The sequence below is a fragment of the Bradyrhizobium sp. SPXBL-02 genome (genome assembly GCF_051853065.1).
Taxonomy (GTDB): domain Bacteria; phylum Pseudomonadota; class Alphaproteobacteria; order Rhizobiales; family Xanthobacteraceae; genus Bradyrhizobium.
Genome location: NZ_CP182474.1, coordinates 7,989,772 through 8,005,337 on the forward strand (window position 1 = coordinate 7,989,772; position 15,566 = coordinate 8,005,337).

Here is a 15,566-nt window from a genome sequence, read left to right on the forward strand (position 1 = left end):
ACCTCCCTCATTTTGATCTTGTGAAAGGGCAGCGCATGCCCTTAGGTCTTTGGGCCCGCCGCGAGTCAGAAGCCCGATATGCCGCCGTCCTCGACCAGAGCCCGCCAAAAGCCCGCGCCCAATGATGCGGGACCGACGCTCGATCTCGACCGTTACGTCCCGGCGTTCATCACCTTCATCGCCAACAAGCTCTCGAACAGCGCGACCGCATTCTATCAGCGCGAGTTCGGCGTCAACGTCACCGAATGGCGCATCATGTCGCTGCTGGCGATCGAACCCGGCATTCCCGCCTCGCGCATTTGCCATGTCATCGGCTTCGACAAGGGGCCGGTGAGCCGGACCCTGGCCGGCCTCGAAAAGCGAGGGCTGGTGTCGATCCGCACCGACCCGAATGACGGCCGCACCCATTCGATCTCGCTGACGGCAAAGGGCCGCGCTACGCATGACAAGGTGATCGTGGCCGCGTTCGAGCGCGAGCGGCGACTGTTGTCCTGCCTGAGCAAAGACGAGCGCGAGGTGCTGATCGACCTGCTCCGCCGGCTGCATGAAAATCTCGGCACTGTGACGGACAGCAGCCACAGCTGACGCGCCGCGTAGCGGACACGCCCTGTGTTCAGACATGCGTCGGCATTTGCCGACGGCACCATCTCTGCCGCGCATTGTTTCCTCCAGAAAAGAACGCAGCGGTTCGCCCGCCGTCAACTTCGTCCGAAAGGGTTCGCACAAATTAGTTGCTTAAGCAACAAAAGAATCGGCAGGATAATGCGGCAGGGTGGCTGGCGTATCCCACCCGTCATTCCGGGGCGCGCGTAGCGCGAACCCGGAATCCATCGTGCAACACCCCTGCGGTGAAATGGATTCCGGGCTCGCGCCAAGAGGCGCGCCCCGGAATGACAGCGGAATGTGGCATCTAACTCGGCCTTTACAACCCGATCCACTCCCCCGACGCATCATCATTCAGCCGTGCCACCGCCTCCGCACGGCGCGTCAGCACGGCGCGCTGGTTGATGTAGCCCTTGTCGGTGATCTCGCCGCCATCGACCGACGGCGGCTCGGCGAGCAGCAGCGCGCGGGTGGCGTGACCGGAGGAGTTGGCGCTCTGCTGTTTCAGCTTCGCCAGACCCTGCGCGATGGCACTGCGGACCTTGTCCTGCGCCAGCACCTCGCTCACGTCCGCCGTCTCGGGCAGGCCGGCATGGGCGCGGCAGGCCGCAAGATTCGGGAATACCAGGAAGCGCACCTCGTCACCGCCGTGACCGGCGACGACGATGTCCTGAGCCAGCGGTGCCAGCGCGGCGATGCCGGCAACGCGCAAGCCGCCGACGCTGACCCATGTGCCTGAGTTGAGCTTGAAGTCTTCGGCAACGCGGCCGTCGAAGAACAGGCCGCGCTCGGGGCGCGCGCTGTCGGCAAGCTTCACGGCATCGCCGATCAAATAGAAGCCCTCCGCGTCGAACGCCTGCTTCGTCAGGTCCGGCGCCTTCCAATAGCCGGGCGTGACGTTGGGTCCGCGCACCCGCACCTCGAGCTTGTCGCCGGAGGTGACGAGCTTCAGCTCGGTGCCGGGAATGGGCACGCCGATGTTGCCGGAGCGTTCGGCAAGGAAATGACAGTCGGTGGCGAGCGGTGAGGTTTCCGTCGAGCCCCAGGCCGAGACCATTGGCAGCGCGCGGCCGACCGTCTGATGCGAGAGCTCTTCGAGCGCATCCCACAAATTCTGCGGCAGCGCGGCACCGGCGTAGAAGGCGAATTTCACCTCGCCGAAGAAGCGGCGGCGCAACTCCTCGTCGCTGCGCAGCGCCGCGATCAGCATGTCGAAGCCGCGCGGCACGTTGAAATAGACCGTCGGCATCACGCTTTTCAGGTTCGCGAGCGAGGCCGCGAACAGGCCGGGCGCGGGCTTGCCGCCGTCGATGTAGAGCGAGCCGCCGTTGCGCAGCACGAGGTTGAAATTGTGGTTGGCGCCGAAGGTGTGGCTCCAGGGCAGCCAATCGAGAATGACGAGATCGCGGCTCTGTTCGAGGAAAGTCCAGGTCTGCGCCTTGGCCTGCTGGCTCGACGTCAGCATGCGCTGGGTGTTGAGGACCGCTTTCGGCGTGCCGGTCGAGCCCGAGGTGAACAGGAATTTTGCAATCGTGTCCGGCGTGAGTGCAGCGAAGGCTCTTGCGACGTCGGGCGTCTCGGGCGTTGCCGCAATGGCGCGGAACGCCAGCGCGTCGGCATCATCGGCGTTGCCGCTGATGATCTGCGCGTTGTGCAGCGGCTTGATGGCGGCCATCGCTGGTGCAAACGGCTGGAGCGCAGAGACGTAGATTGCGCCGGGATCGAGCAGCGCAATCATGCTCTTGAGCTTGTCGAAATCTTTCGACATCAGCGAATAGGCCGGCGAGATCGCCGCCGAGGGCACGCCGACATGCTGGGCGGCGAGCGCGAGCAGCGCATGATCGATGCTGTTGTCGGAGAGGATCGCGAGCGGGCGGTCCACGCTGAGTCCTTGCGCCAGGATCCAGGACGCGGCGGCGCGCACCTTCCGCAGCGCCTGCGCATAGGTAACGGTGGTCCATGGCATTTCGACCTTGCCGCGTTCGGCCAAGAAGATCGTATCCGGCCTTTGCTGCGCCCATTGCTCCAGCCAATCGCCGGTGCAGCGCGCAAACTCGCCGAGAGGCTCGGGCGAGCGCAGAACGATGCTGCCGTCGGGCCGATGCTCTGCGACGGTCCTGGGCGTTGCGAACAGGCCTGCAACGTCACCATGTGAGGCGACTGTCATGTGCTTCCTCCTCCATCCCGGTTTTCAGGATCGGCCGCAGCCTCGTTCCGGGCCGCTTTGGCCTATAATGTTGGGCACGCCAATTGTTGTCGTCAACAACAATCTTTCGCTTGTGACCGAGGGGCGCTAGGGTTGCGCGCGACAGGAGACACCGACGTGACAACCACAGCAGCCCGGTCCGACAGCCGCCACTCCCCACGCAAGCGCGCCGGCAACGGCGCAGCACCACGCGATGTCGCCGACGACGTTGGTCTCGACGCATTGATCGGCCACGCCGGCTATGCGGTGCGGCGCTTCCAGATCTGGATCTTTCAGGACTTCATCAAGACGCTCGGCGAAGTCGATATCAGGCCGACACAATATTCGGTGCTGACCGTGATCGGCGCCAATCCGGGCCTGTCGCAAATGGCGGTGGCAAAACGCCTCGGCATCGAGCGCGCCCGGCTGGTGCACCTGCTCGATGCCCTCGAACAGCGCAAGCTGGTGAAGCGGATCAAGTCGAAGGAGGACCGGCGCTCGCATGCACTGCACCTCACCGCGCAGGGCGAGACGGCGCTCGAGAAGTTCAAGCGGCTCGCGGCCGAGCACGAGCGAAACGTCGAGGCGAAGATCGGCAAGGAGAACCGGGCGCAGCTGCTCCGGATCCTCTCCGGCTTCACCTGATCTCGACTGCCCATCATTTGGGCAGATGCACGCAAGAGGTCGCCGGAGCGAGCGGCCGCACGCCGACCGAAATATCCCGCAAGCCACTGATCGCACGATAAGATCCGGCACAATCATCCTGCCCGGATTCTGTACACAATGGCACATCGCTTGCTTCACTCCGGGCGAAGACGATTTGCCGGAGTTTTGCCGCCATGGGGGCCGAGCAGCCTGAAACGATCGCCGCGATTGTGGCCGCGCACCGCGCGGGCACGCTGACGCCGGCAGAGACGGTCGCGCGGACCTATCAGCGCATCCGCGATCACAACGATCCCGCCGTGTTCATCAGCCTGCGCGACGAGAAGGACGCGACCGCGGAGGCCGACAAGCTCGCGGCCCGGACGGATGCGGTCAGCCTGCCGCTTTACGGCGTGCCGGTCGCGGTGAAGGACAATATCGACGCGCTGGGCTTTCCGACCACCGCGGCCTGTCCGGCTTTCTCCACCACGCCCACACACGACTCGACCGCCGTCGAACGCCTGCGCGCTGCCGGGGCGATCATCGTCGGCAAGACCAATCTCGACCAGTTCGCGACCGGCCTCGTCGGCGTCCGTTCACCTTACGGCATTCCCCGGAATCCGATCCGCGAGGATCTCATTCCCGGCGGCTCGAGCTCGGGCTCGGCCACCGCGATCGGCGCCGGGCTGGTGCCGCTGTCGCTCGGCACCGACACCGCCGGCTCGGGCCGCGTGCCGGCGATGCTCAACAACATCGTCGGGCTGAAGCCGAGTCTCGGCATGATCTCGACCGCAGGCCTGGTGCCGGCCTGCCGCACGCTCGACTGCATCTCGGTGTTCGCACTCACGGTGGACGATGCCGCGCTCGCGCTGTCGGTGATGGCCGGCCCCGACCAGGCCGATCCATTCTCGCGCGACCGGCCGCTCGGCGCGATCACGCCGATACCGGCAAAGCTGCGGCTGGGCGTGCCGCGCAACGGGCAGCTGATCTTTTTCGGCGACAGGAAAGCGGAAGCCGCCTACAGCGATGCGCTGAAGCGATGGACCGCGCTGGGGGCAACACTGGTCGAGTTCGACCTCGAGCCATTCTACGAGACGGCGCGGCTGCTCTATGAGGGGCCCTGGGTTGCCGAGCGTTACCTCGTGATCAAGAACCTGCTGGCGTCCGCGCCAGACACGATCCACCCCGTCACGCGGGAGATCACCGCGGCCGGCGCGCGGCTCACCGCGGCGGAAACCTTCTCGGCGCTCTATCGCCTGCAGGGCCTGCGCAAGATCGCCGAGCGAACGTTCGCCAACATCGACGCGCTGGTGCTGCCGACGGCGCCGACGGCCTATACGACCGCGCAGGTGCTGGCCAATCCGATCGAGCTCAACAGCCGGCTCGGCACCTACACCAACTTCGTCAACCTGCTCGATCTCTGCGGCCTCGCCGTGCCGGCTTCGATGCGCAGCGACGGCATTCCGTTCGGCATCACGCTGCTGGCGCCCGCAGGGCGCGACGCGCTGCTCGCGAGCATCGGCCGCGTGTTCCATGCCGATACGAAACTGACGGTCGGCGCGAAGGGGGTGGCGCAGGCCCCGCTCGCGCCACTCCCGACCAGCAGCGACGACGAGATTCCGATCGCGGTCGTCGGCGCGCATCTCTCCGGCATGGCGCTGAACGGCGAGCTGACGGCGCTGAACGCATGCTTGATCGAGGCCACCAGGACGGCCGCCGACTACAAGCTCTATGCGCTTCAGACCACGCCGCCGAAGCCGGGCATGCTGCGTGTCGAGACCGGCAAGGGCGCTGCGATCGAGCTGGAGATCTGGTCGTTGTCGTCGTCCGCCTTCGGCAAGTTCGTCAACGCGATTCCTGCACCGATGGCGATCGGCACCGTGCGGCTTGAGGATGGACGGAGCGTGAAGGGATTTTTGGTCGAGCCGGAAGTGCTGGGCGATGCGCGGGATATCACCGCCTACGGCGGCTGGCGCGCGTATATGAAGGAAGCTGCGGCAAAGCAGGTCTCGTAGGGTGGGCAAAGGCGCGCTCTTCGCGCGCCGTGCCCACCATCACCATAAGGTGGGCACGGCGCTTCGCGCCTTTGCCCACCCTACGGCACCGAGCGTGTACCCTACACCGACACCGCGTAGATCTCGTACTCCCCGCGCACCAGCTCGATATGCGCGCGCATGGCGGCGGCAGCGCCCTGCTTGTCGCCACGCATGATGGCGACGACGACGCGGTCGTGCTCGGCTTGCGACTTGGCGAGGCGGCCGAGGTTGCGGAACTGGGCGCGGCGGAACGGCTGCACGCGGACGCGGGTCGCAAGCGTGATCTCGGCGATGTAGCCGTTCTGCGAGCCGGCATAGATCGCATTGTGGAAGCGCTCGTTGACTTCATGGAAGCGCTCGGGATTGCCGGCGTAGCTCAGCACCCGCAGCTCCTCGTGGATGGCCTCCAGCCCGTGACGCTCGGCCGCCGACATGCGTTCGGCGGCAAGGCCCGCGCACAAGGCCTCGAGCTCCGCCATCGCCTCGAACATGCCCTTCAGCCGCTCGATGGATGGCTGCGCCACCACGGCGCCGCGATGCGGCCGCGCCTCGACGAGGCCGCTTGCCACCAGCTGGCGCAACGCCTCGCGCACCGGCGTGCGCGAGACGTTGAAGCGCCGCGCGATGTCGGTCTCGTCCAGCGGCGAGCCCGGCGCCAGAGTTCCCCGCACGATCTCGTCGGCAAGCTGCAGCCGCAGCTCCTCGGCGCGCGTGACCTTCAGCAGCGACGGCGATGCACGGTCGACGCGCGGCACCACCGGCTCGGCCGGCAATGTGCCCTGCGGAAGATCATCAAGCGTCATACGGTCTCTTTCGGCTCGTCGATGATGCTGACATGAGCGGCGACGACGCGCCAGCCCTCCGGGAAACGTATCCACGTCTGCATCTGCCGGCCGACCTTGCCGGGAGCCGTATCGCGATAGAACAAGGTGGACGCCACGGCCGTGTCGCGGCCGTAGCTGGTGATCACGGTCTTGGCGGTGCGGCGGTTGAGGCCGACCGGCGAACGGCCGGCGCGGAAACCGGAGATTGCCTCGTAGCCGTAGAGGTTCTCGCCGATGCCGTAGCGCAAGGTGCGCAGGTCGTTGCGGAACAGCTCGCCGAGCACGGCGACGTCGTTGCTGACGAGAGCCTGCTCATAGCGCTCGAACGCGGCTTTGACTTCCGCGATCACATCGGGGAGATCGATCTGCATCTTAAAACCCTCTCGGCGCGGGCGCGGCGACGACGCCCATCTTTTCCAATGCGTGCGCGACGCGCAGCGCGATGTCCTCGCGCCAGGGCGCGCAAATGATCTGCACGCCGATCGGCAGCGGCTCGAGCGGCACGGGAACCGCGACCACCGGCAGGCCGATGAAGGAGATCGGCTGGGTGTGGATGCCGATATTGGCGCGCACCGGCAGCTCGACACCGTCGAGATTGAAGTTCACCTGACCGAGCTTTGGCGCGGTGCAGGGCGTCGCGGGTGCCAGCAGCACGTCGACCGATCCAAATATCTCGGCGAGTTGCGCGCGATACCAGCGGCGGAATTTTTGCGCGCGATCGACCAGCGCGGCCGGGACCATGGCGCCCGCGATCAGCCGGTCGCGCACCGCCGGGTCAAAGTCGTTCGGGCGCTTGCGCAGGCGATCGAGATGCAGCGAAGCGCCTTCGGTGGTGGTGATGACATAGGCGGCGGCGCGGGCGCGCGAGGCTTCGGGGATATCGACCACTTGCGTTGCGCCCAGCGCCTTGGCGACGCGGCTGACGGCTTCGACCGCTTCCGGAAACACGTTCTTCTGGAAGTGCCCGCCGGCGATCGCAAAGCGCAGACCGGAGATGGACTCATCGAGCAGCGGCGTGACGGGCTCCAATCCGCGCGTTGTGCAGGCGCCGTCGTCTGCGTCCGGCCCCTGCATCGCGTCGTAGGCGAGCGCGAGATCGGCGACGGAGCGTGCGAACGGGCCGAGATGATCGAGGCTCGCCACGAACGGGAACGAGCGCGCGCGCGACAGCCGGCCGTAGGTCGGTTTCAGGCCGAAGATGCCGCAGAAGGACGACGGCACGCGGATCGAGCCGTTGGTGTCGGAGCCGAGCGCGATCGGCACCAGCGCGCCGCCGACGGCGCTGCCCGAGCCGCCCGAGGAGCCGCCGCTCATCCGCGTGGTGTCGTGCGGATTGCGCGAGGGGCCGTCATGGATGTTCTCGCCCGTGAAATCGTAGGCGTATTCGCCCATATTGAGCGCGCCGACGAGAACCGCGCCGGCCGCTTCCATCCGCTCGATCAGCGTCGCGTCGCGCCCAGCCGGCGCGAGGTCTCGGTTGATCTTCGAGCCGGCACGCGTTGGCAGGCCCGCGACATCGAACAGGTTCTTGACGGCGAAGGGTATGCCGGCGAGCGGGCCGACTTTCTTGCCCGCAACGATGTCGGCATCGATCGCGCGCGCTTTCGCGCGGGCGCGTTCGGCGGTGACGTCGGTGAAGGAATTGAGGATGCCATCATGCTGCTCGATGCGCGCGAGCGCAGCTTCGGTGGCGGCGAGTGCGGACATCTTGCCGCCCGCGACCGCACTTGCGATGTCGGAGGCCGTCATCTCTGGCTTGGCGGACATGGTGTCAGGCCGTGAAGATCGGTGCCGGCTCGGTCTCGTCCGGCAGCGCGAAGTCGTCGACCAGACGGCCAAGCCGCAGCGAGACCTCGAGGTTGGCGCGCACGGCGGGCCGCCAGCCCTCCTCGATCGGCAGCGCCAGCGCCTTCGATACGGCGTCGATATAGTCGTCCAGGGGTTCGGCCATCACGCTCTCAAGCAATCAGTGCAGTCTTAGTGTATCGGCAACGGCGGATGCGGGATCGCCGTCAGCAGCTCCTTGGTGTAGTCGTCCTTGGGATCGCCGAGCACCTGCTCGGAAGAGCCCTCCTCGACGATCCGTCCCGTCCGCATCACAATGACACGATCGCACAACAAGCGCACCACATTCAAATCATGCGAGACGAACAGATAGCTCATACCTAGCCGCGCCTTGAGGTCCTGCAGCAGGTTGAGGACGACGGCCTGCACGGAGACGTCCAGCGCCGCGGTCGGCTCGTCCAGGATGACGAGCTTGGGATGCAGGGCGATCGCCCGGGCGATGCCGACGCGGGCCTTCTGGCCGCCGGACAATTGGTGCGGGAAGCGGTCGAGCAGATTGTGCGGCAGGCCGACCATGGTGGCCAGTTCCTCGCAGCGGGCGCGCAGCGCGTCGCGTCCCCGGATGTCGCCCAATTGCATGATCGGGTCGGCGATGGCGCGCGCGGCGGTGAAGCGCGGATTGAGGCTGTCGGTGGGGTCCTGGAACACCATCTGGATGCGGCTGCGCTGCGGTAGCCGGGCGAAGGCGGCAGGCTGGATGCCGCCAATGTCCTCGCCGTCGAACTGGATCAGGCCGGAGGTCTGGTCGAGCAGACGCATCACCATCATCGACGTGGTCGATTTGCCGCAGCCGGATTCGCCGACGAGACCGACGCTCTCGCCATGGCCGATCGCAAAACTGATGCCGTCGACGGCGCGGAACACGTCCGGCTCCACCGGCGGCTTGCGGCCGAACAGTTTGCCGAGCGTGGCGGTCGCGCCCTGGCGGGGATATTCCTTGACGAGCTTTTCGATGCGGAGGAGGAGCTGGTCGCCCTTCCCTTCGCTATGAGAAGCGTGCTGGTCAGGCGCGGCGACAACGGATGCGGATGAGGTTGCGCCCTCCTCTTCCGGCAACAGATCCCGCAAGCTCACCCCGAGCCGCGGCGTCGCGCGCATCAGCTTCTTCGTATACGGATGCTGCGGGTTCGCAAAAATATCGGCGGCCGTAGCGGTCTCGACGACGCGGCCCTTCTCCATCACGACGACGCGGTCGCAATAGGCGGCGGCCAAGCCGAGATCGTGCGTGATCAGGATGGTCGACATCGCGCGGCGTTTCGTCAACTCGACGATCAGGTCCATCACCGCCTTCTGTGTGGTGACATCCAATCCAGTCGTCGGCTCGTCCGCTATCAGGAGCTGCGGATTGCAGGCCAGCGCGAGCGCGATGACGACGCGCTGGCACATGCCGCCCGAGAGCTCGAACGGATAGGCGTGATAGCGCTCGCGCGGGCGGGCGATCTTGACCTGCTCCAGGGCCTCGATCGCCTTCTCGCCGTGATCGGCGACCTGGGCCTGCTGCACATGGGTGCGCAGCACGTCCTCGATCTGATCGCCGACTTTGCGGATCGGATTGAGCGCAGCACGCGGGTTCTGGAAGATCATCGAGATTTCGCGGCCGCGCAAATCGCGCATCTGGTCTTCGGTCGCCGCCTTGACGTCGATGCCGGAGAACATCACCGAGCCCTCGGCGATCTTGCCGGCGCGATCGAGGATGCGCATCACCGCGTAGGAGGTTACCGACTTGCCGGAGCCGGACTCGCCGACGATGGCCAGCGTCTCGCCCTTGGCCACGGAGATGTTGACGTGCTGCACCGCCTTGACGATGCCGCGGCGGGTGGTGAATTCGACCGTAAGATCCTGGACGTCGAGCAGCGGCTGGGAGGTCATGGACGGCTCCCGTCACTCAAACAATCGAAAACAACCCCATGCACAGTAGAAGCGCCATTGGAATCATTGGAGAATTTTTCTCGGAGGTTGGGCATCACGTCCTCCGTTGCGGATCGACGATGTCGCGCAGGCCGTCGCCGAGGAGGTTGAAGCAGAACACGGCGATCATCAGGGCAAGGCCGGGGAAGAGCGCGATCCACCATTCGCCCGACACCATGAAGCCGGCGCCTTCGGCGACCATGATGCCCCATTCGGCGGTCGGCGGGCGGACGCCGAGGCCGATGAAGGAGAGGCCGGCGGCGTTGAGGATGGCGTAGCCCATGGTCAGCGACATCTGCACGATCATGATCGGCATGATGTTCGGCAGGATGTGCACCAGGAGGATGCGGAACTCGCCGTTACCGGACAAGCGCGCGGCCTGGACGAAGCCGGCGTTGCGGCGGACATTGGCTTCGGCGCGCGCGACGCGGGCATAGAGCGGGAAGTTCACGATGGCGGTGGCCAGGATGATGTTCTGCACGGTGTTGCCGAGTGCGGCGACGATGCCCATCGCGAGCACGAACAGCGGGAAGGCCATGATGGTGTCGGCGATGCGGCCGACGATGCGGTCGGTCCAGCCGCCGAAATAGCCGGCCGCGATGCCGGCAAGGCCGCCCATCAGGAACACCAGCGCGACCGAGGCGATCGCGATGAAGAAGTCGAGGCGCGTGGCGACGATGACGCGGCTGAAGATATCGCGCCCCAGCTGGTCGGTGCCGAACCAGTGCGCCGCCGACGGCGCCTTCAGCGCAGCCGCGGTGTCGGAGGCGAGCGGATCGTAGGGCACGACATAGGGGCCGAACAGCGCGGCGAACACGATGATCAGGAGCAGCGCAAAGGCGAAGCCCGTGACCTTGTTCTCGCCGAGGACGTAACGGGTCTGCTCGAGGATGGCGACGAGGCCTGACGTACGGGCGGGGCCGACAGGTTCAACAGCAGGCGCAACGGAGCTCATTGTTCGACGCCCTCTTTTCGCGTGATCGTGTTCGGAAGCCGTCTCTCCGTCGTCATTGCGAGCGAAGCGAAGCAATCCAGGCTGCGCATCGCGGCAATAGCCTGGATTGCTTCGTCGCTTCGCTCCTCGCAATGACGAGCTGGGGCACCGATTTTCCGGATCATGTGCTACCCTTCCAACCTGACGCGCGGATCGATCACGCCGTACAAAATGTCGATCACGAGATTGAGCAGCACGTACATCACCGCCATGGTCAGCACGAAACCCTGCACCGGCGCGAAGTCCGAGGAGATCAACGCTTCCACCGCGTAGGAGCCGATGCCCGGCCAGGCGAACACCTTCTCCACCAGCACGTTGGCCCCCAGCAGGAACGAGAACACCATGCTGAGCGTGGTGATGACTGGCAGCATCGCGTTGCGGAACGCGTAGGTGACGATGACGGTTGCGGGCGACAGGCCGCTGGCGCGCGCGGTGCGGACGAATTCACTCGCGAGCACCGCGAGCATGGAGGCGCGGGTCATGCGCGCGATCGGCGCCAGCGAGAAGATCGCGAGCGTCGTTGCGGGCAGGATGAGCTGGCTCAGCGCCGAACGGAACGCCTCGACATCGCGCGCGATCAGCGTGTCGATCAGATAGAAGCCGGTGACCGTCGGCGGCGCGCTGTAGAACACGTCGAGACGGCCGAGGGGCGCCGGTGACCAGCCGAGCCGAAAATAGAAGACATAGACCAGCACGAGGCCGGTGAAGAACACCGGCAGCGACACGCCGGCCGTGGTCGTGACCCGGCAAAGATGGTCGATCCATGATCCCGGCCGCGTCGCCGCCAGGACGCCGAGCGGAATGGCGATCGCAATGGACACGAAGAGGCCGAGCAGCGTCAGCTCGGCCGAGGCCGGCAGGCGGTTGCGGATCTCGGTGGCGACCGGCTGGCCCGTCGTCAGCGAGTTGCCGAAATCGCCGTGCGCGAGATCGTTGGCATAGCGGAAGAACTGCTCGATCAGCGGCTTGTCGAAGCCGAGCTTTTTGCGGATCTGCTCGACGGCTTCCTTGGTCGCGGCGGGACCTGCGAAGTAGGCCGCGGGATCACCCGGCAGCGCGCGCGTCAGCAGGAAGGTGACGATGACGACGCCGATCAGCGAGGGGATCGCGAACATCAGGCGCTTGCCGATCATGGTCAGCATGGGATGCTCCGCGGGCTTGCTTCGCCTCTCCCGCTTGCGGGAGAGGCCGACGCGCCCCGGGCGATGCGACAGCATCGTCCCGCGCGCGGCGGGTGAGGGCTCTCGCCGCGCGGGGACACCCTCCGCAATCCCTGCCAACCCCAAAGCGGAGACACCCTCTCCCCAACCCTCTCCCGCAAGCGGGAGAGGGAGCCCAGAGCCGATGCCGATGCGTCGCCGACGATCAGCATGACCTTTTACCCCTTCGCCATCGCGCGATAGTCGAGCCGCCGGTGGAACCAGTATTGGTAGCCGCTGATGTTCTTCTGCATCGCGACGTTGACGAAGGGCTGGTAGAGCGGGATGCGCGGGACGTCGGCGAAGGCGAGATCGACGAAGCCTTTCACGTCCTTGTCGTAGGCCGCGGTGTCGCCGGTGGCAGCCGCCGTGCGCGCGCCGTCGATGAACTTGTCCATCTCCGCCGACTTGTAGCTCATGGTGTTGAAGACGGAATTGTTGCCGTGATAGCACCAATAGAAGAAGTACTCGGGGTAGTCGAGCCAGCCCGAGAACACGTTGGTGAACAGCGGCATCTCCTTCTTGTTGAGCTCGGTGCGCCAGTTGGCGCCGGGCACCTTGTTGATGGTGGTCTTGATGCCGAGCTGGGCGAGGCTCTCCTGCACCAGCACGCAGAGCGGCTCGTTGACGCCGGCGAAGTTGAGGTCGAACGAGATCGTGGTCTCGAAGCCGTTGGCGTAACCGGCCTCTGCCAGCAGCGCCTTCGCCTTTCCCATGTCGGTGTTGTACTTGTGCGGCTGCGGCCAGGCGACTTCGGTGGCCTTGTCCTTTGCGCCGAACATGGGATTGCCGAGGCCGAACAGCACCGCGTCCATGATCTTCTGATACGGCAGCGCATAGGCGATGGCCTGCCGCACCTTCACATTGTCGAAAGGCGGCTTGGTGACGTTCATGCCGATATATTGGATGCCGTTGGAGAACGGCAGCGACACCACGTTGAGCTTGCCGTTCGCCTTCATCTCCTGGAAATCCTTGAACGGCAGCTCATAGGAGATGTCGGCGTCGCCGCGCTCGAGCAGCGCACGGCGGTTGCCCGCCTGCGGCACCATGCGCCAGATCACGCGCTTGATCTTGGGCAGCGGACCACAGGCCCAATCCTCGTTGCGCTCCATGATGACTTCGGTGCCGGCGGTCCACTTCGTCACCTTGTAGGCGCCGGAGCCCGCGGTCTGCTGTTTTGTAAACTCGAGACCCCACGGATCCTTTTCGCTCGCGTTCTTCTTCACGAGCTCGGAATTGACGATGCAGGGCACGATCACCGCGAGGTCCGGGATCGTCAGCCGATCCTTCTTGGCGAAATCGACGCGCACGGTGGCATCGTCGACCACGACGAACTGCTCGGCCTTGGTCAGCGAGCCCGCGCTCATCTGGAAGGTCGGGAAGCCGCCGACGCTGACGGCGCGATCGAGCGACCATTTCACGTCTTTCGCCGTGACCGGCGCGCCGTCGTGGAATTTGGCGTTCTTCTTCAGCTTGAAGGTGACCGACATGTCGTCGATCTTCATGTCGTCGGCGAGCTCACCCTTGAACTTGTCGCGGTCGTAATAGGGCACGCCGCCGGGGCCGCTCTTCATCTCGTGGCTGATCAGGCGATCGTAGCAATTCCAGGAGACTTCATAGCCGGGCACGTTGGTGCCGACGCCATGGATGTCGAGATTGTTGGGGCCGCCTTCCGAGACGATCAGCAGCGTCTCCGACCGGGCATCGGCCTTGGCCGAGGAGATCACGGACGGCATGGCCGGAAGCGCCGCACCCGCGGCCAACCCGGAAACGGATTTGAGGAAATCGCGGCGCTTCATGAAATCGCTCCAACATAAAAGTTTTTCGTTGGAGCTGGATTCGCAAGGTTCGTGCCAAGGGTTAACGGAAGCTTACATCGCACTTAAATGACTGATCTATAAAGGGATCGACCCAATTCCGGCTCACCCGGCAACTCCGAAGAGCCCCGCTCTTTGCATACAAAGATGCGGTTTTGATCACAAAATAAGCAGACGAAGTAAGGAGCCCGATTTGGCGCCACCTGCCTGCCGCGGGTCGCGGCCTCGACGAAGCTCGGGCCTCGCGGGCCAAGCTCGTCATTGCGAGGAGCCCTTGCGACGAAGCAATCCAGAATCTTTTCGCGGAAAGACTCTGGATTGCTTCGCTTCGCTCGCAATGACGGAACGCTCAGCCCGCCCAGATCAACTCCTGCAATTCGACCAGATCATCCGCCTGCTCCTGCCAGCCTTCGATGCAGATGTGGCTGTTGAGGTCGCTGGCGCGGTGCAGCAGCATCAGGGCCATCAGGCGGCGCTTCAGTGTGGCGTCCAGCCTTGCATAGCCGAAGCCTTCGAGCAGGCTCTTCACCCGTCCCGGCCGGCCCGCCGCCATGAAGGCGCTGGGGCCGAGCAGATCGTAGTCGCGCCATCCCGCGAGCACGTCGCCGAAATCGAACAGACCTGCGAGCGACCATTGGCCGTCATCGCAGGCGAGCAGGAAGTTCTCGGGGATGTATTCGCCGATCAGGATCACCGGCGGTGCGACCATCGGGATCAGCTTCGCGGCATCGCGCAGGAGGTCGTCGAGACCGGCGAGGAATTTTGGTGCGAGGCCGAGACGCTCGTGCCTGGCGCGGCAACCCTGCATCTGGGCGTGCATGAATGCGTCCCAGCGCGGCCCGATGGACGCGAGCTCTCCGAGCGGAACGCGCTGCACGGAAGCGATGGTTTCGCCGATCTGGCGCAGCAGCCGCTCCTTCTGCGGCTCCGGCAGTGAGGGCCAGACCTCCGAGCCGAGCGTGCCGGCGAGGCGCGTCATGACGAGATAGGGCCAGCCGTCGCGCATCCCCTCCGCGACAATCTCGGGAATCGGCAGCTCGAGGCGGCCGGCGAGCTGCGTCAGCGAGGCGCGCTCCGAGACGAATTGGGCTGCGAGCAGTGGCGGGAAGATCTTCAGGATCAGCTTGTCGCCGAGGCCGACCACGAGATTGGTGCCGGTCGCAAATACATGCGGTGAGCCGGCATCGAGCCCATGGCCGCGCGCGATGTCGAGGGCGATTGGCAGCCATTGCGGGAACGCGGAGCGAAAGGTGCGGAAGCTTGCGGCGTCGACGAGGTGAGGCAGCTGTTGCAATGAGGCGGTGGTCATCTGCACTCGGTCATCGATACAAGTTTGATGGATTCAGTGCGAACCAAGCAGGCGGTGCAACCTCTCCCGCTTGCGGGGGAGGTCGACGCGAAGCGTCGGGTGGGAGCTCTCTCCTCTAGGGGATTGTCCCGTTGTGGAGACACCCTCTCCCCAGCCCTCCCTCGCAAGCGGGGGAGGGAGCGCATCTCGCTTGCGGCTATAGCG

Annotated in this window: 13 protein-coding genes; 3 read left to right on the forward strand and 10 right to left on the reverse strand. The window is 65.5% G+C overall.

All coding sequences use genetic code 11. The features are described from left to right. Window positions 1-78: 78 nt before the first annotated feature. Window positions 79-585: a MarR family winged helix-turn-helix transcriptional regulator gene (locus ACNJYD_RS37150; RefSeq protein WP_271502527.1), complete on the forward strand. Its 507-nt coding sequence runs from the start codon at window positions 79-81 to the stop codon at window positions 583-585. Between the two features lie 337 nt (window positions 586-922). Here the strand turns inward: ACNJYD_RS37150 and ACNJYD_RS37155 are convergent, their stop codons facing one another. Continuing rightward, the gene (locus ACNJYD_RS37155) at window positions 923-2,770 is read right to left on the reverse strand and encodes a feruloyl-CoA synthase (RefSeq protein ID WP_439364875.1); all 1,848 of its coding nucleotides are present in this window, start codon (window positions 2,768-2,770) and stop codon (window positions 923-925) included. A 156-nt stretch (window positions 2,771-2,926) separates the two neighbouring features. Here ACNJYD_RS37155 and ACNJYD_RS37160 point away from each other — a divergent pair, with 156 nt between their 5' ends. Together ACNJYD_RS37160 and atzF are read left to right on the forward strand one after the other, a co-directional pair. Beyond that, entirely contained in the window at window positions 2,927-3,433 is a 507-nt protein-coding gene (locus ACNJYD_RS37160; RefSeq protein WP_212255989.1) for a MarR family winged helix-turn-helix transcriptional regulator, read from the forward strand. Between the two features lie 194 nt (window positions 3,434-3,627). Further along, window positions 3,628-5,445: an allophanate hydrolase gene (gene atzF / locus ACNJYD_RS37165; protein WP_439364876.1), complete on the forward strand. Its 1,818-nt coding sequence runs from the start codon at window positions 3,628-3,630 to the stop codon at window positions 5,443-5,445. Between the two features lie 101 nt (window positions 5,446-5,546). Here atzF and ACNJYD_RS37170 read toward each other — a convergent pair whose 3' ends face one another. The 9 genes from ACNJYD_RS37170 to ACNJYD_RS37210 form a co-directional block, all read right to left on the reverse strand. After that, on the reverse strand, window positions 5,547-6,269 hold the full coding sequence (locus tag ACNJYD_RS37170; protein WP_172786170.1) for a GntR family transcriptional regulator: 723 nt from the start codon (window positions 6,267-6,269) through the stop codon (window positions 5,547-5,549). After that, window positions 6,266-6,661, reverse strand: coding sequence for an oxalurate catabolism protein HpxZ (gene hpxZ / locus ACNJYD_RS37175; RefSeq protein ID WP_212255984.1), 396 nt, complete (start codon window positions 6,659-6,661; stop codon window positions 6,266-6,268). Before hpxZ ends, ACNJYD_RS37170 begins: the two co-directional genes overlap by 4 nt. Window position 6,662: 1 nt before the next feature. Further along, entirely contained in the window at window positions 6,663-8,057 is a 1,395-nt protein-coding gene (locus tag ACNJYD_RS37180; RefSeq protein WP_439364877.1) for an AtzE family amidohydrolase, read from the reverse strand. A 4-nt stretch (window positions 8,058-8,061) separates the two neighbouring features. Further along, a complete protein-coding gene (locus ACNJYD_RS37185) occupies window positions 8,062-8,241 on the reverse strand; it encodes a DUF4089 domain-containing protein (RefSeq protein ID WP_172786172.1) in 180 nt (59 codons plus the stop codon). 26 nt (window positions 8,242-8,267) lie between these two features. Next, complete coding sequence (locus ACNJYD_RS37190) at window positions 8,268-10,004, reverse strand: dipeptide ABC transporter ATP-binding protein (protein WP_439364878.1); 1,737 nt, start codon at window positions 10,002-10,004, stop codon at window positions 8,268-8,270. Between the two features lie 94 nt (window positions 10,005-10,098). Continuing rightward, complete coding sequence (locus ACNJYD_RS37195) at window positions 10,099-10,998, reverse strand: ABC transporter permease (protein ID WP_172786174.1); 900 nt, start codon at window positions 10,996-10,998, stop codon at window positions 10,099-10,101. A gap of 167 nt (window positions 10,999-11,165) precedes the next feature. Then, complete coding sequence (locus tag ACNJYD_RS37200; RefSeq protein ID WP_197949095.1) at window positions 11,166-12,179, reverse strand: ABC transporter permease; 1,014 nt, start codon at window positions 12,177-12,179, stop codon at window positions 11,166-11,168. A 236-nt stretch (window positions 12,180-12,415) separates the two neighbouring features. Further along, window positions 12,416-14,035 carry an ABC transporter substrate-binding protein gene (locus ACNJYD_RS37205; protein WP_439364879.1) on the reverse strand — a complete coding sequence of 540 codons (1,620 nt, stop codon included), beginning with the start codon at window positions 14,033-14,035 and terminating at the stop codon, window positions 12,416-12,418. A gap of 367 nt (window positions 14,036-14,402) precedes the next feature. Further along, window positions 14,403-15,362: an aminoglycoside phosphotransferase family protein gene (locus tag ACNJYD_RS37210; RefSeq protein ID WP_439364880.1), complete on the reverse strand. Its 960-nt coding sequence runs from the start codon at window positions 15,360-15,362 to the stop codon at window positions 14,403-14,405. Window positions 15,363-15,566 lie beyond the last annotated feature (204 nt).